The organism is Kineococcus glutinatus, assembly GCF_039542765.1.
GTDB lineage: Bacteria > Actinomycetota > Actinomycetes > Actinomycetales > Kineococcaceae > Kineococcus_A > Kineococcus_A glutinatus.
Window position 1 is genome coordinate 1 of record NZ_BAABIL010000061.1, and the last position, 16,694, is coordinate 16,694.

The following is a 16,694-nucleotide window of genomic DNA, read 5'->3' on the forward strand; positions in this document are numbered from 1 at the left end:
GGGTCAGCTGCGCCAGGTCGCCCCCGCCTTCGCCGCCCTGCTCACCCCAGCCTGAACCACACGGCCCCTCGCGTGGCAGGACGTGCGGGACCGCAGTGGCTACGTTGGACGTGTTCGCCGTGGTGGCGGGGCAGGACGAGGACGTCCGTGGTGGAGGGAGATCGGGATGAGCCGGTCCGAGGAGTGGTACCGGTCCGTCCGGGGTGAGCTGCGGCGCATCGTCGAGGAGGACGGCCCGTGGACCGCGCACCGGTTCGACCTCGGCGGCGGCCTGGAGACGATGTCCGAGGCGCCGGGCAGCACCGACTGGTTCGTGCACATGACGCGTTCCTACCTGCGGTGCGCCGTGCTGGCGCTGGGCCGGCCGGCGTCCCGGTTGCGCGTGCTGGACATCGGCTGCCTGGAGGGCGGCATGTCCATCGAGCTGGCACGCGCCGGCTGCGAGGTGGTCGGGCTGGACGTGCGCGAGCAGCACATCAGGAAGGCACGCTTCGTCGCGGAGGTGCTGGGCGTGCCGAACGTCTCCTTCGTGGTGGGGGACATGCTCAAGCTCGCCGAGCACGACCTCGGTACCTTCGACGTGGTCCTCTGCGCCGGGACCCTATACCACGTCGACGCGCCGGACCAGCTCGCCTTCCTCGTGTCCCTGAACGAGCGGTGCCGCGGGATCGCCCTGTTCGACCTGCACGTGTCCACGGCCGCCGAGGAGGCCTACGAGGCCCGTGACGGGCTCACCGTCCTGGGGCACTCCTACCTGGAGCACACCACGAGCGATCCCGCCGAGCGCAGGCGGAGCGGGTGGGCGTCGCTGCACAACACCCACTCCTTCTGGCCGACGGAGCGCAGCCTCGCCAACCTGCTCCTCGAGGCGGGTTTCGCCCTCGTCTCCCGCCCGCTCGCGCCCGTCGTGGAGTACCCGTGGCAGGAGCGCGCCTATTGGTTCGCCCACTCCGCCAGCCATGCGGTGCGTCTGGGCATCCCGGCGACCCCGGGCAGCCCGCTGGCCGACCCCGACCGGCGTCCGCTGCGCTCGCCCCACACCAGGAGCCTCGTGGGGACCCCGGCCGCCAACCCGGCGACGGTGCCCCTGGCCGCTGCCGACGGCGTGCCGGTGGCGTCACCGCTGTGAACGGGTCACTCGACGACGAAGAAGGAGGGTGTGCCGGCGAAACGGGTGCGCTGCAGGCGGACGTCGGGCAGCCCCCAGGCCTCGCGCAGCGCCACGGTCTCTCCCGGGTACAACGGGTGCGACGCCTCGTCGAACCCCACGAGCGTCCCCCTCGTCACGTGCGGGCGGATGGCGTCCAGGGCCGCGCGGGTGGGTTCGTAGAGGTCCATGTCGAAGTAGGCCATGGCTATCACGGTTTCCGGGTGCTCCCGGAGCCAGCGCGGTAGCGATTCCACGACGTCGCCCTCGACGATCTCGCGACGCGGGTAGAGGTTTCCGTCCTCGACGTCCCGCTGGTGGAGGATCGATTCGAGGACCTGGGCATATCCCGGCGGGACGCCGAAATCCCCGACCTGGTTGCCGCCGTCCTGGTCGGACACCGCGGGAAAGCCGCTGAAGGTGTCGAAACCGATGATCCTGCGCGCCGTGTTGTTCGGCTCCAGGATCGCGCGCAAGGTCTGCAGGATGGCCATGTCCCTGCCCCACCGGACGCCGAAGACGAGGACCGCCCCGTGGACGTCCAGGATCCGTTCGTACAGCGCCTGCATCATGAAGACGCGTCCCAGCGCGTGGCGGGACGAGAAGAGGGGGAGCTGGTCCAGCAGTTCGTCCCGGGGGACGGGGGAATCCTGCATGTACCGGAGGATGGATTCACGCGCTTCTGCCTGGACCTGCGAAGCGGGCCGGTGGATGCGGTACCGGTGTTCGTCAGCCATGCCGGCGAACCTAGCACCGGGTGCGGAGGCCATTTCGGCCGATCATTTCTCCGCGGTGGTCGGGTGAGCTGTGCACGCGCCGCGCCTACGCGGCTCCCAGCTCCTCGAGCAGCTCGACTGCGCCGTCGAAGCTCTTGAGGTCCATGGTCTGCTCGATGCCGAGCTCGACGCCGAAGTCCTCCTCGATGGCGGCCACCAGCACCATGTGGCCGATCGAGTCCCAGCCGGGGAGCGACTGGTAGCGCAGGTCCTCCGTGCCGACGGAGTCCTCGAGCTCGAAGGCGCGAGCGAAGGTGGCGCGTAGTCGATCACGCAGCGTCATGGATCGCATACTGCCATGACGCAGGTGGGTGGCATGGTGTCGTCCCGTCAGGCTGACCGTCACCCAGCGGGCTTCACCGGTCTACGCAGCGTAGGATTTAGCGGCATCGAGATCGCCGATCGCGCTCCACGCCGGGAGGGACGTGCCTGCAGCTCCATCGCCCACCCGGTCGCGGTCGGTCCACCCATCCACAGCTGCAGGGACTCCGCACCCCCGAGGACTCCCTGCTCGTCGTCGAGGCGGTCGCCACGTGATCCCCATCACGCGTCCCACCCTTCCTCCGCTCGAGGAGTACGCCGCGCTGCTCGAGCGGATCTGGGACTCCCGGATGCTCTCCAACTTCGGGCCGTTCGCGCGCCAGCTCGAGGACCAGACCCGCGACTACCTCGGGGTGGGGCACGCCGCCGTGGTCGTCTCCGGCGACATCGGTCTCATGATCGCGCTGAGCTCCCTGCAGCTGCCCACCGGCTCGCCCTGCTTCCTGCCGTCCTTCACCTTCAACAGCACCGTCAACGCCGTGCTGTGGAACGGCCTGACCCCGGTGTTCGTGGACGTCGACGCCGACACGTTCACCATGTCCGCGGAGGACCTCGCCCTGGCCTGCGACCGCGAGCCGCGCCCCGGCGTGGTGCTGGCCACGCACGTCTTCGGCAACCCGTGCGACCACGACGGCCTGCGGGCGGTGGCGGACCGGCACGGGCACCGGCTGGCGTACGACGCCGCGCACGGCTACGGCAGCCTGCGCGACGGGGTGCACGTGGGTGCGCTCGGTGACGTCGAGGTCTTCAGCCTGAGCGGGACGAAACTCGTCACCAGCGCGGAGGGGGGGCTCGTCACCACGTCCGACCCGGTGGTCGCCGAGCGGATCGGCTACCTGCGCGCCTACGGGTTCCAGGGCGACTACAGCTCCCGCTACGTCGGGATCAACGGCAAGATGTCCGAGCTGCACGCCGCCCTCGGCCTGCTCGCCCTCGCCGAGGTCGAGGTGGCCGTCGCCGACCGCCTCGCGCTGCTGCGCGCGTACCGGGAGCGGCTGGGCGCCGCCGTGGGGTTCCAGCGCGTGCGCTCCCGGGACCGGTCCACCCACAAGGACATCGCCCTGCGGCTCGGGTCCGACCGCGCCGCCGTCGAGGCGGCGCTGACCGCGGTGGGTGTCCAGACGAAGCGGTACTTCCGCCCGCTCCACGACATGCCGGCCTACCGCAGGTGGTCGACCAGACCGCTGCCGGCCACCGACGAGGTCTACGAGCACGTGCTGTGCGTGCCCGCGTTCAGCGGGCTGGACGAAGCGGGCCTGTCGCTGATCTGTGACACCGTCCTGCGCACCCTGCAGCGCGCCGGGGCGGCGCGGGTGTGCCCCGGCGCGGCGTGAGGACCGTGATCCCGTCACCAGAGAGGCATTACCGATCAACTCAGCGTAAGGTCTGAGGCGCGCAGTCACGTGACCCACTCGTACGGCAGATGGATCGAGCATGCCTCACTCGCCCTCCGCGGCAGCACCGGCCGGCAGATCACGGACCGGCTCGACGGAGCCGCTGCACCCGGTGCCGCCACGCCGGCCCGCCGGTCGGGTCGCCGAGGAGCCACGCGTCTGGCGACCGGCTCCTCCCTCGGGCACCCCCCGGGTCAGCATCGTGGTCCCCGTGTTCAACCGGGTGGACATGACCCTGCCCTGCCTGGTGGCGCTGGCCGACAACACCCCCCGCGAGCTGTTCGAGCTGGTGGTCGTCGACAACGCGTCCCAGGACGAGACTCAGGCGGTGCTGGGGCAGCTCGCGGGGGACGTCACGGTCATCACCAACTCCGCGAACCTGGGGTTCGCCGTGGCGTGCAACCAGGGGGCCGCCGCCGCCCGCGGGGAGGTGGTCGTCTTCCTGAACAACGACGTCGAGGTCGCCAAGGGCTGGCTCGAGCCCCTGCTGGGGGTCCTGGACCAGGACCCCTCGGTGGGGGCCGTGGGGAGTCTGCTCCTGTACCCCGACGGGCGGGTCCAGCACGCGGGCGTCCTGCTGGCCGAGCTGTCCTCCTGCCCCCTCGGCCCGATCCACCTCCACTACGGCGGATCGCCGGACTCGGCCGACGTCCTCACGCGGCGCCCCTACCCGGCCGTCACCGGTGCCCTGGTGGCGGTCCGCCGGGCGGCCTTCGAGCAGGTCGGCGGCTTCGACGAGGACTACTGGAACGGGTACGAGGACGTCGACCTGTGCCTGGCGCTGGCGGAGCGGGGCTGGGGCGTGGTGTACGAGCCGGCGTCGGTGGCCGTCCACCACGAGTCGCAGAGCGGGCCCGAGCGGCACGTCAAGGAGGACGAGAACCTCCGCAGGTTCGTCCGCCGCTGGCTGCCGCGCGTCGTGCCCGACCTCCTGGCGGGACCCGGCGGCGGCCTGCACCCCGCGCGCTCCTCGGCGGCGGCAGCCTCCCGCTGGCGGGCCGGGGTGGCCGAGGTGTGGAAGGGGGAGCCGGAACCCGTGCGACCCGGAGGGCAGGCGCCGCCCGCCCCCCCGCGGCCCGCCACCCCGCCGCCCGCCGTCGGCCGTGGCCCGTCCCCGGTGGCGGTGACCGATCCCGCCGACCTGACCACGCACGAGCACGCGCGCGAAGACGCCGAGGCGGTCGAGGAACGGCGTCTGCTCGACGTCGTGCGTGCAGGCCGGGACGTGTGCTGGATCGAGCCGGAGGACGAGCCCGACCCGCTGGTGACCATCCGGATCGCGACCTTCAACCGCGGCCCGCTGGTGGCCGAGCGGGCCATCGCCAGCGCGCTGGAGCAGACCTACCGCAACATCGAGGTCCTGGTCGTGGGCGACGCCTGTGACGAGGCGACCGAGCGCGCGGTGCTGTCGGTGGCAGATCCGCGGGTGCGCTTCGTGAACCTCGGTCACCGGGGCATCTACCCGCAGGACCGCATGGCGCACTGGCGCGTGGCGGGCAGCACCCCGGCGAACGTCGCGCTCCACCTGGCCAGGGGGGCGTGGATCGCGCCGTGCGACGACGACGACGAGCTCACCCCGGACCACGTGGAGGTCCTGCTGCGCCACGCGCAGCGGCACCGGCTCGAGATGGTGTGGAGCCGGGCCTCCTGGGAGGCGGAGCCGGGCCTGTGGGTGGAGGTCGGGTCGGAGCCGTTGCAGGAGGGGCACATCAGCCACGGCAGCGTGCTGTACTCCCTGGGGCTGCGCTTCTTCCCGTACAACGGTGCTGCCTGGAAGCTGCCCGAGCCGGCTGACTGGAACCTGTGGCGCCGCATGCAGGCGGCCGGCGTCCGGACGGGTTTTCTCGACCAGGTCACGTACGTCCACTACCTGGAGGCGTACAAGCGCCCGCTGTCGCCCGCCCCGGTGGTCCGCCGTGACGAGGTGCGCCTGCACCTGGGCTGCGGCACCAACAAGCTGCCGGGGTGGATCAACATCGACATCGATCCCCAGTACCAGCCCGACCTCGTGCACGACCTGTCCCTCGGGATCCCCGCGCAGGACGGCAGCGTCGACTTCATCCACAGCGAGCACGTCTTCGAGCACCTCTCGCTGGAGGCGGGCATCCGCCTGATGCGCGAGTGCCGGCGCGTGCTGCGTCCCGGCGGCGTGGTCCGCATCGCCATGCCGGACCTGAAGTACGTCGCCGAGCGGTACCTCGACCGCTGGCGCGACCAGGCCTGGCTCCGCGATCCCGGCTTCGACTGGATCGACACGCCCTGCCGGATGCTCAACGTCGCCATGAGGGAGTGGGGGCACACCTACGTCTACGACGCCGACGAGCTGCGCCTGCGGCTGCAGCAGTCCGGCTTCACGACCGTGCGCGAATGCGGGCGGGGCCGGTCCGACCACCCGCAGCTGCAGGACCTGGAAACCCGCGAGGACTCCCTGCTCGTCTTCGAGGCGGTCGCCACGTGAGGCGTACCGGGTGTCAGCAGCAGCCGCTCACGTCGTGCCGGCGGACGAGGTCGGCCAGGCGCTCCCGTGAGCGCTGGCCGACTCCGCGCAGCGGGTTGCCCGCGACGAACGCGTAGTCGGGCACGGAACGGGCGACGAGGCTCAGCGCACCCACCGCCGAGCCGGTCCCCAGCCGCACGCCCGGCATGACGACGCTGCCGCATCCGACGACCGCCATGTCGGCGATCTCGACGGGGGCGCTCGTCACCTTGCGCAGGGTGTCGGGCACCGTGGGGTTGCTCAAGTATCCCTCGGCGTAGTCGTCGGTCGCGGAGTAGACCGACGCGCGCGCCGAGACGGCCGCAAAGTTTCCCATGCGGATGCCAGCGGCGCCCCACAGGTGGGCCGCGGCCGCGACGTGGACGTGGCGGCCGAGGTCGATGCCGCCGCTCCCCGCGGAGAGGATGCTGTGGGCGTCGATGCGGGTGTGGTCACCGATCCGGATCGCCCCGGCCCCCATGATCACCGCAGCGGAGTCGATGAGGACGTCCCGACCGACCTCGGCCAGCCCGAGCGCCAGGACCTCGTCGCGGGGGAGGAACACGCGGCCAGCATGTCACGGGGCGGTGGTCGCCGGACCGTCGTCCGCGCGGCAGGTCAGGTCGGTCACCCTGCGCTAGCGTGACCAGACGTTGCGGTGCGTGAGTTCCCGCCGACAGGGCGGCGGTTCCACGTGCGGTTCGACCGAAGGGAGGACGGCCCGGTGATCGCGTTCGGCATCTGCATCGGCGACGAGGAGAAGTACGCGAGGTTCGCCGCGCCCGGCATCGCCGCCCACGGCGAGCCCGGCTCGCCCATCGCTGAGTCGCGGGACAACCCCTCCATCTTCCCCGCCTACAACGAGATCCTCGACGCCTTCCGCGACGCCGACGACCTCGAGGCCCTGGTCCTGCTGCACGACGACGTGGAGATCCGGGACCCGCACTTCGGCGAGAAGGTGCGCAAGGCGCTGTCCGACCCCGAGGTCGCCGTCGTGGGCGTGGTCGGGGCCCGCGGTGTCACCTCCCTCGCCTGGTGGGAGGGGGAGGGCGCCGGCCGCTGCGCGGAGACGCGCGGTCTCGTCGACTTCGGCGGCGGGGAGCACGACGTGGACTCCGTCGACGGCCTGCTGCTCGTCCTGTCGCCCTGGGCGGTGCGCAACCTGCGCTTCGACGAGCACACCTTCCACGGTTTCCACGGCTACGACGCCGACCTCTGCTTCGGCGCACGGGCGGCGGGCAAGCGGGTCCGCGTCGCGGAGATCGACGTGTTCCACCACACCAAGGGCGGCTTCGGCGACGTCGAGGCCTACGGCCGGGCGGACGCGGCGTTCCGGGCCAAGTGGTCCGCCGGCGGGCAGGGCACGCCGCCGCGCCACGCGGCCGGCGCCGAGCGGTGCCCGGCGTGCCGGGGAGAGCTGACCACCCCTGGTGGCGCGCAGCCGCAGCGCGTGCGCTGCCCCTCCTGCGCGACGCTCACCACCCTGCCGCAGCCGGCGGAGCCGCCGCAGCGCACGGAGCTGCAGGACAGGCAGGAGACCGTCCGCAGGCTCACCGGCCGGCCGCAGTGGTACCGCGAGGCCGCCCACCGGGTCGGCTGGCTCCAGCTGCACCGCCCCGAGGGCGCGCTGCTGGATGCCGGTGCCGGCACCGGCGAGTTCGCGAAGAGCGCGCAGGACGCCGGCTACACCGTCGTCGCGGTGGAGGCCAGCCCCGCGGCGGCGGCCGCCTGCGAGGAGCTCGACCTGCCCGTCCTGCAGGGCACGCTCACCGACCTGCGCCAGCACCTGCACGACGGCACGATGGACGCCGTGGCGGCGTGGCACCAGTTGCAGCGCGCCCCCGAACCGGCGGCGTGGCTCGCCGACGTGGCGGCGCTCCTCAAGCGCGGCGGGCACCTGGTCCTGGAGGTTCCCAACGCGGAGTCCTGGACCGCCGGGGAGGCCGGGGGCGGATCGGCCGGATCGGACGGCGACGACGTCCACGTGTACAGCGAGCGCGGCCTGCGCCTGCTGTTGGACCGGCACGGCTTCGACGTCGTCACCGCACTGCAGACCACGACGCGCGTCTACGACCCGGTGCAGGTGTGGGCGCAGAAGTCCACCGCCTGGCGCCGCGCCCGCCGGCAGCCGCCGCTGGAGCTGCTGCGCGTGGTCGCCGTCAAGCGCTGAGGAACCCCCGCGGCCACCGCCCGCCGGTCCCGCTCAGCGGGCGTAGGAGCCGAAGGTCTCGCCGGCGGCGGTGCCGAGGCTGCGGTGCGCCGGGCTGCTGGCCTCCTTGCGCAGCACCAGGCGCGCCGGGGGCGCGCCGTCCTGCTCCGCGCCGGGCAGCACCGCGCCGTGCACCAGGTTCAGCAGGTGCCGGGAGTCCTCCCGCAACCACAGGTCGCGCAGGTGCCGGTCCAGCACCTCCACCGGCACGGCGTCGGGCCAGGTCAGCTCCACGACGCCGCCCTCGACCAGCAGGTCCACCGCCCAGCCGAGCAGCCGGGGCAGCGAAGGGGAGCCGGGGTCCACCGCGCCCAGGGAGACGATGTCGGCCGACCCCGGTTCGACGGTGCACCGGCCCCAGCGCGCGGTGTCCACCACCTGCGGCAGCGCGGGCGCGACGTCGGCCACGAGCCAGTCGGGGTGGGCCGCGGGATCGGGGCTGACGTTGACCCACCCGGGCCGGTAGGCCCCCCGCCGCTGCCGGCAGACCCGGACGAGCGCACCGGCGTCGTGGCGGCGCACGGCGGTGCGAAGGGGGACGGGCTCCTCGGCCGGGGCGCCGGTGGGCGCGCACCACCCCGCGAGCACGTCGAACACCGGGGACGGGGGAGTGGCGGCGAACCGCGCCAGCATGCGCCGGGAGTCGGCCACGAAGGCGGCCGAGCGCAGGTACCGGACGAACTCCTCCGGGGCCTGCGGGTCGAACCAGTGGACGACGTCGGCGTACGGGCCGACGTCCTCGCCGCGCAGGTCCCGCCGCTCGCTGGCCAGCGGGGTGCCGCAGGAGAGCACCACGGAGGCGCGGACCTGCTCGAAGCGGGCGGTCGGGTAGAAGCTCACGTTCACCACGGCGCGGGCGCTGCGCACGAGCTCGTCGCGGTCGGTCCCGTACACCGCCGGCGGTGCGACCGTGATGCGGGCACCGGCCTGCCGCAACCGCTCCAGCACCGCCGTGCGCCGCTCGCCGACGCTGCCGAAGAACAGCAGGTCGAGCGGGCGCCGGTCGAGCGGGACCGGGTCGGCGGTCGCCAGGTGCGGTGCGTACCCGAAGCGCAGCAGCGGCACGTCCGCGCCGCGCGGCCCGAGGTGCTCGCGGTGGGCGGGGTCGTAGTCCACGACCCGGTTCTCCCGCAGCAGCCGCAGGTAGTGCGGGCTCACGGGTGCCCCGCCCTCGCCCAGCTGCTCGAGGTTCACCAGCACGACGTCGAACTCCTCGCACCAGCGGGGGTCGAACCCCAGGTGGGCGCCGAGGACGAAGTTCACCTCGCCGGCGGTGAGCCGGTTCTTCACGACCCGCGTGGCCACGCCCCGCCGGCGCAGCTCGTGCTGCAGGTGCAGCGCCGGGTCCAGCAGGGCCAGGGTGTGCACGTAGCCGCGCGGCTGCACCAGGGAGATCGTGGCCCGCGCGGCGGCGGGTGCCCCGTCCACGTCACCGCCCCCACTCGGAGGCGCGCAGGTGCTCGCCCTCGCAGGCCGCGAGCACCTCGAACACCTGCCGGTGCGCGGTGTCGTCCTCCGCCGCGACCAGCAGGTCACCCGAGAGACAGCCGCGCCCGGCCAGGTGCCGGCGCGACGCGTCGTCGCCGGCCAGGTGCACGAAGCGCCGGGAGTGCACCTCGGCGTCCAGCTCCGCCCCCGCGCCCGTGCGCTGCTGCAGCGCCCGCAGGTCCTGCAGGAAGCGGGGGACCTCCACCCACCAGACGACGACGCGCGCCAGCGCCACGTCGAAAGCGCTGAGCACGTCCTCGTTGCGCAGCAGCACGACGCAGTCGGCGCCGTCGGCGATGCCGGGCGCCACCGGGCACGGCGCCGCGGCGGTGCAGCGCTCGGCCTGCCGACCCGGTGCCCCGGCGTGCACGACGCTCGCCTCGTACGCCAGCTCGTTCGCCAGCCGCACCACGCGGTGCACCTGCAGGGCGCCGGCGTGGTCGGCCCCGGCGGGGCACACCGCGTAGAAGCGCACGGTTCACCATAGGGCGACGCCGCGTGAGCGAGCAGGTCGGGCGCACCCGGCGCGGCGGACCGGCCTGCGCCACGATGGCCGCATGGCCCCGCAGCCACCCGCGTCCGAGCTGCTGCTCAGCGCCTGCCTCGTCGTCCGCGACGAGGCCGCCCGGATCGGCGCCTGCCTCGACGCCCTCACCGGCCTCGCCGACGAGGTCGTCGTCCACGACACCGGCTCCACCGACGGCACGCTGGACGCGCTGCGCCGCCGGGACGTGGTGCTCGTCGAGGGCACCTGGGCGGACGACTTCGCCGCGGCGCGCAACACCGCCCTCCGGGCCGCGCACGGCGAGTGGGTGCTGAGCCTGGACGCCGACGAGGTCGCCACGGCCGACGGCCCCGCCCTGCGCGCACGGCTGGCCACCTGCCCCGAGCGCCGGCTGCTGGTGACGATCGTCAACGAGGGCCCGGCCCCGGCCGGCGGCTACGCGTTCACCGCCGTCCGGCTGTTCCGGCGCGAGGGGGCCCGCTGGCGCGGCCGCGTCCACGAGCGCGTCGTTCACGAGGGCGTCGTTCACGAGGGCGTCGTCCCCGGCGCACCGGCGGAGGGGGCGCTGCCGGAGGAGCTGCTCACCCTGCAGCACAGCGGCTACGCCACGGCAGAGGCGTTGCAGCGCAAGGGCCGTCGCAACGCCGCGCTCGCGCAGCGGGCCCTGGACGAGCTGCTGGCGTCCGCCGACCCCGACCCCCGCGAGCTGGCGGCGCTGGCCCTGGACCTGGGGCGCGCCAGCATGGGGGCGGGCCAGCTGCAGCGCGCCGTGGACGCCTTCGAGGCTGTCCGCGACGCCACCGGCGCCGGTCTGCTGTGGCAGCAGGCCACCGACTACCTCGCCCGGCTGCTGCTCGGGGCCGGGCAGCCGGACGTCGCCCTCGTCCTCGCCGAGCAGCTGCGCGGCTCCGGTGCCGGCGCCGAGCACTGCGACTGGCTGCGGGCCCAGGCCCTGGCCCAGCTGGGGCGGGTGGCCGAGGCCCTGGACCTGCTGGCGGGCATCACCCGCCTCGTCGACACCGCCGGCCGCCGCCAGGACCTGCGGCTGGTGGAGGAGCTGCGGGTGCTGTGCCGGGAGGTCCTCGCCGCCGCTCCGCGGGCTCCGACCCCTCCAGGGTGACACCGGTGTTGCCGATGGGTCACGAGACCACTGCTGTGCTCCCGTCGTGTCAACACCGCGCGAAGAACGCGTGACGACCGGCGCGCACGCGTAACCCCGCGGGGGGCGCCACCGATGCTGCAGGTGACCCGCCCGCTCCCGAGGACCCAGGAGGCCACCGTGCCGCGCACCGCCCCCAGCATCGCCGCCTGCCTCGTGCTGCAGGGCGAGACCCCACCCGCGCTCGACGCCGACATCCGCCGGCTCGCGGCCCTGGCCGACGAGGTCGTCGTCTACGACACCGCCGACCACGTGGCCCCCGGCTCCGCGGCCTTCGAGGCGACCCTGCACCCCGCGGTGACCGTGGTCAGCGGCTTCTGGGCCGAGGACCGCGCCCGCGCCAAGGCGGCCGCGCTGGCCCACGTGCGCGCGGACTGGGCGCTGTGCGTGCTGCCGGGGGAGAAGCTGACCGGCTCGACGGAGCAGCTGCGGGCGGTGCTCGCCGGCGCCGCGGAGCTGCCGGCGCTCTCGGTGCTCGTCGACGACGTCGTGCGCGGGACGCACCGCTCCGCCCGCCTGCTGCACCGCGGCCTGGAGGGGGCCGGGTGCCAGGACGCCGGCGGTGAGGTGCCCAGCGGCGTCCTGACCATCCAGCAGCCCGTGGCCACGACCGCCCGCGTGCCGCGTCAGCGCGGGGTGTTCGAGGCCGTCTGATCAGCTGCGCCCCACCGGTCGCGATCGCCCCACCCGTCACCGCTCCGGCGGTCCCGAAAGCCCCACCAGCACCCCCTGCCCACCGCGCACCGCGGGCAGGGGGTGCTTCGTCGTGGGGCCCGCCCACCAGCAGGGCCACCGGTCGGAGCACCGGCCGGACCACCCGTCCGGGCGCTCCAGCAGTGGTGCCCGCCGGGCTCGCTCGCCCCCTCGCAAAGCCCGTCGTCCACCCCACCGGGCCCCGCGCTGCTCCGTCCGGGTGACGTCCACCCGCCAGGCGGGCGACGGGGGCTCAACACGGGCGCCGGCCTCAAGCCCGGCGCCCGTTACGCCGAATGGTGTGGGGAGGCGCAGGACGCGCCGGCACCACAGGCCACGGACCGGCCGACGACCAGAACATCCCGCCCCGGGCGCCGAGCGCCGGGGCCCGTCGGAGGGTGGCCCACGTGCCCGAGATCACCAGCGTCGCGCTGCACACCGCGCTCGACGGGCTCCAGGCGCGCCAGCGCGCCATCGCGGACAACATCGCCAACATCAACACCCCCCACTACCTGGCGAACAAGGTGTCCTTCGAGGACTCCCTCGCCCAGGCCGTGCAGTCCGGCAGCGCCCGCACCGTCGCCACCTCCGGCATCGCGACCCAGAAGTCCCTGGAGCCGACCCGCGAGAACGGCAACAACGTCAACCTCGACGAGGAGATGCTCTCCAACATCTCCACGGGCCTCAGCTACCAGACGGCGCTCAACGCGCTCAACTCGAAGTACTCCACGCTGCGCACGGCCATGCAGACCTCCTGACGTCGCCCCAGCGACCCCACCCCTCGTCAGCCGCGGAAACCACGAGCACGGAGCCAGAACAGTGAGCATCTTCGAAGCCATCGGCATCGCCGGCACGGGAGTGACGGTGAACCGCAAGTGGATGGACGCGGTGAGCGACAACCTCGCGAACATCAACACCGCCAGCCGGACCGCCGACCCCGCCTTCCGCGAGCGCTTCGTCGTGGCGAGCGAGGCCGCCGACGGCAAGGGCACCCAGGTCGCCGGCATCGTGTACGGCGGCACCGAGGGGCGCACGGTCTACGACCCGAGCCACCCGCTGGCCGACGCGGACGGCAACGTCAAGTACCCGGACATCGACATGTCCACCCAGATGACGAACCTGATGATGGCGCAGCGCGCGTACCAGTCGAACCTGTCGGTGGTCAGCAGCGCCAAGGAGGCCTACCAGGCCGCGATCCAGCTCGGGAAGAACTGATGAGCATCGAGAGCATCGCCGCGCTCGGCGGCAGCAGCGGCACCATCGCCACCGGCTGGGGCCAGGCCCTGGACAACACGGACAACGCCCAGATGACCCGCGGCATCAGCGACACGGTCAGCGCCATGCCGACGGCCCCGGCCGCGGTGACGGCCGCCGGCGCCCTGGTCGGCGCCACCGGCACCCCGGCGGTGGGCGAGACCTCCGGCTCCGGCTTCGCCTCGCTGCTGGCCGGCGGCCTGGACAAGCTGCAGGCCCTGCAGTCCACCTCCGACGGCCTCGCCGTCAAGGCGGCCACCGGGAACCTGGAGAACGTCCACGACTACATGATCGCAAGTAACGAGGCCCAGCTGGCCACCCAGCTCACCGTCGCTGTCCGCAACAAGGCCGTCGAGGCCTTCAACGAGGTCATGAGGATGCAGGTCTGATGGCGACGTCCACGAGGGGCCCGGCGAACGTCGTCGAGGGTGCCAAGCGCTTCATCTCCGGTTTCGCGGAGTTCACGGCCGGCCAGAAGGCGGTCGTCATCGCGGTCGTCGTCGCCCTCATCGGCGGCGGCGTCGTGTTCAGCCGCTGGGCGGCGACCCCGTCGTACGCGCCGATGTTCTCCAACCTCTCCACCGCCGACGCCTCGGCGATCGTGGAGCAGCTGAAGGCCAGCGGCACGCCCTACGAGCTCGCCGACGGCGGCACCTCGATCTCCGTGCCGCAGGCGGACGTCTACGAGACCCGCCTGGCCATGGCCAAGGAGGGCCTGCCGGCGGAGTCCACCTCCGGCCCCACCATGCTCGAGGAGTCCAGCGTCACGACGTCGGAGTTCATGGAGCAGAAGAAGTACCAGCAGGCGCTCGCGGCGGAGCTGGCGAACACCATCGAGTCCATCGACGGCGTCGACAACGCCATCGTCAACCTCGCCATCCCCGAGGAGGACGTCTTCATCGACGAGCAGGAGCCGACCACGGCGTCGGTGCTCGTCGGCCTGGACCCCGGTGAGACGCTCTCCGACGACCAGGTGTCCTCGATCGTCAACCTCGTCGCCGGCGGGGTGGAGGGCATGGACAAGAAGAACGTCTCCGTCGTCGACGACGAGGGCAACACCCTCTCCGTCGACGGGGCCAACACCGGCGCCCAGCAGGACGAGGCGCGCGACTACAACACCCTGGCCAGCACCGAGCTGCAGACGATGCTCGAGGGCATCTACGGCAAGGGCAACGTCAAGGCGACGGTCAACGCGACGCTGAACTTCGACGAGAAGACCCAGACGGACCGCGTGTACACCTACCCCAACGAGCTGCCGGCGCAGGCGTCGACGACCTCCGAGGAGACGTACACCGGCGGCGCGGGCACCGCGGCCAGCGGCGTCCTGGGCCCGGACAACATCCAGACCCCCGCCGAGGACGGCAGCACCAGCGGGTACACCAAGAAGTCGGCCACGGTCGACAACCCGATCAACCAGACCGACACGGTGACCCGGCAGGCCCCCGGCAAGGTCGAGCGCATGTCCGTCGCGGTCGTGCTGAACTCCACCAAGGCCGGCGCCGCCGACGTCAACCAGGTGACCCAGATGGTCAACGCCGCCGTCGGCATCCAGGCCGCCCGCGGGGACGCCGTCTCCGTCATCAAGACCCCGTTCGACTCCTCCGCCGCCACGGCGACCGAGGCCGCCCTCGCGGAGGCCGAGGCCACCGAGCAGCGCGAGACGCTGGTGGGCTACGCCAAGACGGCCGCGCTCGCGCTCATCGTCCTGGTCATGCTGGCGGTGGTCCTGCTCTCCTTCCGCCGCCGCAAGGTCAAGACCGTGGACGTCCTCGACGTCAACGACCTGCCCATCAACGTCGGCGACATCACCGCCGAGACCGCGCCGGTGGACGAGGCGGCCGCGGCCGTCGAGGCCCACAAGCCGCTCGCCCTGGTCGGCGCACCGGTCGACCCCGCCCTCGAAGCCGCCGCCGCCCGGCGCGACGAGGTCGTCGAACTCGTCTCCCGCCAGCCGCAGGAAGTCGCAGAGCTCCTGCGCGGCTGGCTCGCCGACAGGAGGTCCTGAGCCGTGACGACGTCCACCGAACTCGAGGTCGCGCCCCTCAGCGGGACGCAGAAGGCCGCCATCCTGCTCGTGCAGGTCGGCCAGGAGAACGCCGCGAAGGTCCTCTCGCACATGCGGCCCGCGGAGATCGAGGAGCTCACCGCCGAACTGCTGCGGCTGCGCTCGGTCTCCCCGGACGTCGCCGGCAAGGTGCTCGCGGAGTTCCACGACATGCTCGTCACCCCGCTGCGCGGCGGGGCCGGCGGCCTGGACTTCGCCCAGGCCCTGCTGGAGGGCGCGCTCGGCGCCGACGGCGCGGCCGCGGTCCTCGGGCGCGTCGCGGAGTCCACCTACGTGGCCCCGTTCCAGTTCCTGCACCAGGCCGACCCGCAGCAGATCCTGACGTTCCTGTCGGGCGAGCACCCCCAGGTCATCGCCCTCGTCGTGGCGCACCTGCGCCCCGACCAGGCCTCGATGATCCTGTCCGGGCTCGACGCGGAGGTCCAGGCGGACATCGCCTACCGCATCGCCACCATGGAGTCCACCAGCTCCGAGTACGTGCGGATGGTCGAGGACGTCGTGCAGCGGCGCACCTCCACCGTCCTGCAGGCCAAGGACAACACCGCCGTCGGTGGCGTCCAGCCGCTCGTGGAGATCATCAACCGCGCCGACCGCGGGACCGAGCGCAGCATCCTCGAGGGCCTGGAGAAGGTCAACCCGTCCCTGGCCGAGGAGATCCGCGGCCTCATGTTCGTCTTCGAGGACATCACCAGCCTCGACGACCGCGCCATCCAGCTCGTGCTGCGCGGTGTGGAGACGACCGACCTGGCCACCGCGCTCAAGGGTGTCAAGGAGTCCGTGCGCGACAAGATCCTGCGCAACGTCTCCGAGCGCGCCCGCGAGAACCTCCTCGACGAGATCGACATGCTCGGCCCCGTCCGGATGTCGGCGGTCGAGGAGGCGCAGTCCAAGATCGTCCAGGTCATCCGCGGCCTGGAGGAGTCCGGCCAGATCGTCCTGACCCGCGGTGGCGACGATGACTTCGTCTCCTGAGCGCACCTCGCGGGACTCCTTCCCGCAGGCCGCGCCGCGGCAGCGGGGCTTCGTCCCGGCCGACACCACCCCGGCGCCCGCCCCGCGCGCGTTCGTCGCCAGCCGCGGCGGCAGCGGCGAGCCGCAGGAGTTCAGCGGCCTGCAGCTGCCCCGCACCCAGGCCGACGAGGCCGCGCTGACCCGGGTGCGGGAGGCCGCCAAGGCGGCCGGCTACGCCGAGGGCTGGGCGCACGGG

At 73.2% G+C, this 16,694-nt stretch carries 17 protein-coding genes; 12 read left to right on the plus strand and 5 right to left on the minus strand.

Annotation, left to right across the window (positions count from 1 at the left end; genetic code table 11):
- Positions 1 to 166: 166 nt before the first annotated feature.
- Complete coding sequence (locus tag ABEB16_RS03170) at positions 167 to 1,129, plus strand: class I SAM-dependent methyltransferase (protein WP_345710823.1); 963 nt, start codon at positions 167 to 169, stop codon at positions 1,127 to 1,129.
- A 5-nt stretch (positions 1,130 to 1,134) separates the two neighbouring features.
- On the opposite strand, the gene ABEB16_RS03175 is transcribed toward ABEB16_RS03170, so the two are convergent.
- Together ABEB16_RS03175 and ABEB16_RS03180 are read right to left on the minus strand one after the other, a co-directional pair.
- Positions 1,135 to 1,884, minus strand: coding sequence for a TylF/MycF/NovP-related O-methyltransferase (locus ABEB16_RS03175; RefSeq protein WP_345710824.1), 750 nt, complete (start codon positions 1,882 to 1,884; stop codon positions 1,135 to 1,137).
- An 85-nt stretch (positions 1,885 to 1,969) separates the two neighbouring features.
- Positions 1,970 to 2,206 (minus strand): acyl carrier protein, encoded by a 237-nt coding sequence (locus ABEB16_RS03180; protein WP_345710825.1) that lies wholly within the window; start codon positions 2,204 to 2,206, stop codon positions 1,970 to 1,972.
- A 250-nt stretch (positions 2,207 to 2,456) separates the two neighbouring features.
- On the opposite strand from ABEB16_RS03180, the gene ABEB16_RS03185 reads away from it, so the two are divergent.
- Positions 2,457 to 3,578 (plus strand): DegT/DnrJ/EryC1/StrS family aminotransferase, encoded by a 1,122-nt coding sequence (locus ABEB16_RS03185; protein WP_345710826.1) that lies wholly within the window; start codon positions 2,457 to 2,459, stop codon positions 3,576 to 3,578.
- A 100-nt stretch (positions 3,579 to 3,678) separates the two neighbouring features.
- Entirely contained in the window at positions 3,679 to 6,096 is a 2,418-nt protein-coding gene (locus ABEB16_RS03190) for a glycosyltransferase (protein ID WP_345710827.1), read from the plus strand.
- 13 nt (positions 6,097 to 6,109) lie between these two features.
- On the opposite strand, the gene ABEB16_RS03195 is transcribed toward ABEB16_RS03190, so the two are convergent.
- Positions 6,110 to 6,679, minus strand: coding sequence for an acyltransferase (locus ABEB16_RS03195; RefSeq protein ID WP_345710828.1), 570 nt, complete (start codon positions 6,677 to 6,679; stop codon positions 6,110 to 6,112).
- Positions 6,680 to 6,838: 159 nt separating this feature from the next.
- Here ABEB16_RS03195 and ABEB16_RS03200 point away from each other — a divergent pair, with 159 nt between their 5' ends.
- The gene (locus ABEB16_RS03200; protein ID WP_345710829.1) at positions 6,839 to 8,284 is read left to right on the plus strand and encodes a methyltransferase domain-containing protein; all 1,446 of its coding nucleotides are present in this window, start codon (positions 6,839 to 6,841) and stop codon (positions 8,282 to 8,284) included.
- A 33-nt stretch (positions 8,285 to 8,317) separates the two neighbouring features.
- On the opposite strand, the gene ABEB16_RS03205 is transcribed toward ABEB16_RS03200, so the two are convergent.
- Together ABEB16_RS03205 and ABEB16_RS03210 are read right to left on the minus strand one after the other, a co-directional pair.
- Positions 8,318 to 9,751, minus strand: a complete 1,434-nt coding sequence (locus ABEB16_RS03205) for a hypothetical protein (protein ID WP_345710830.1) — start codon at positions 9,749 to 9,751, stop codon at positions 8,318 to 8,320.
- Between the two features lies 1 nt (position 9,752).
- A complete protein-coding gene (locus tag ABEB16_RS03210) occupies positions 9,753 to 10,286 on the minus strand; it encodes a hypothetical protein (RefSeq protein ID WP_345710831.1) in 534 nt (177 codons plus the stop codon).
- Between the two features lie 82 nt (positions 10,287 to 10,368).
- Here ABEB16_RS03210 and ABEB16_RS03215 point away from each other — a divergent pair, with 82 nt between their 5' ends.
- The 8 genes from ABEB16_RS03215 to ABEB16_RS03250 all read left to right on the plus strand — a co-directional run.
- Complete coding sequence (locus ABEB16_RS03215) at positions 10,369 to 11,436, plus strand: tetratricopeptide repeat-containing glycosyltransferase family 2 protein (protein ID WP_345710832.1); 1,068 nt, start codon at positions 10,369 to 10,371, stop codon at positions 11,434 to 11,436.
- Between the two features lie 159 nt (positions 11,437 to 11,595).
- The gene (locus ABEB16_RS03220; RefSeq protein ID WP_345710833.1) at positions 11,596 to 12,129 is read left to right on the plus strand and encodes a hypothetical protein; all 534 of its coding nucleotides are present in this window, start codon (positions 11,596 to 11,598) and stop codon (positions 12,127 to 12,129) included.
- 446 nt (positions 12,130 to 12,575) lie between these two features.
- Positions 12,576 to 12,926 (plus strand): flagellar basal body rod protein FlgB, encoded by a 351-nt coding sequence (gene flgB / locus ABEB16_RS03225; protein WP_345710834.1) that lies wholly within the window; start codon positions 12,576 to 12,578, stop codon positions 12,924 to 12,926.
- A gap of 61 nt (positions 12,927 to 12,987) precedes the next feature.
- Entirely contained in the window at positions 12,988 to 13,383 is a 396-nt protein-coding gene (locus tag ABEB16_RS03230; protein ID WP_345710835.1) for a flagellar basal body rod protein FlgC, read from the plus strand.
- Positions 13,384 to 13,508: 125 nt separating this feature from the next.
- Entirely contained in the window at positions 13,509 to 13,811 is a 303-nt protein-coding gene (gene fliE / locus ABEB16_RS03235; protein WP_486335972.1) for a flagellar hook-basal body complex protein FliE, read from the plus strand.
- On the plus strand, positions 13,811 to 15,427 hold the full coding sequence (gene fliF, locus ABEB16_RS03240) for a flagellar basal-body MS-ring/collar protein FliF (protein WP_345710837.1): 1,617 nt from the start codon (positions 13,811 to 13,813) through the stop codon (positions 15,425 to 15,427). The genes fliE and fliF overlap by 1 nt, the downstream gene beginning before the upstream one ends.
- A 3-nt stretch (positions 15,428 to 15,430) precedes the next feature.
- Positions 15,431 to 16,459 (plus strand): flagellar motor switch protein FliG, encoded by a 1,029-nt coding sequence (fliG, locus tag ABEB16_RS03245; protein ID WP_345710838.1) that lies wholly within the window; start codon positions 15,431 to 15,433, stop codon positions 16,457 to 16,459.
- On the plus strand, positions 16,443 to 16,694 hold a 252-nt coding region (locus ABEB16_RS03250), incomplete at its 3' end, for a hypothetical protein (protein WP_345710839.1). The genes fliG and ABEB16_RS03250, both read left to right, overlap by 17 nt.

Excerpts from the sequence above, each read along its gene's own strand:
- fliE (WP_486335972.1), top strand. The coding sequence starts at position 13,509 with ATGCCGACGGCCCCGGCCGCGGTGACGGCCGCCGGCGCCCTGGTCGGC.
- ABEB16_RS03190 (WP_345710827.1), top strand. The coding sequence starts at position 3,679 with ATGCCTCACTCGCCCTCCGCGGCAGCACCGGCCGGCAGATCACGGACC.
- ABEB16_RS03180 (WP_345710825.1), bottom strand. The coding sequence starts at position 2,206 with ATGACGCTGCGTGATCGACTACGCGCCACCTTCGCTCGCGCCTTCGAG.
- fliF (WP_345710837.1), top strand. The coding sequence starts at position 13,811 with ATGGCGACGTCCACGAGGGGCCCGGCGAACGTCGTCGAGGGTGCCAAG.
- ABEB16_RS03175 (WP_345710824.1), bottom strand. The coding sequence starts at position 1,884 with ATGGCTGACGAACACCGGTACCGCATCCACCGGCCCGCTTCGCAGGTC.
- ABEB16_RS03215 (WP_345710832.1), top strand. The coding sequence starts at position 10,369 with ATGGCCCCGCAGCCACCCGCGTCCGAGCTGCTGCTCAGCGCCTGCCTC.
- ABEB16_RS03170 (WP_345710823.1), top strand. The coding sequence starts at position 167 with ATGAGCCGGTCCGAGGAGTGGTACCGGTCCGTCCGGGGTGAGCTGCGG.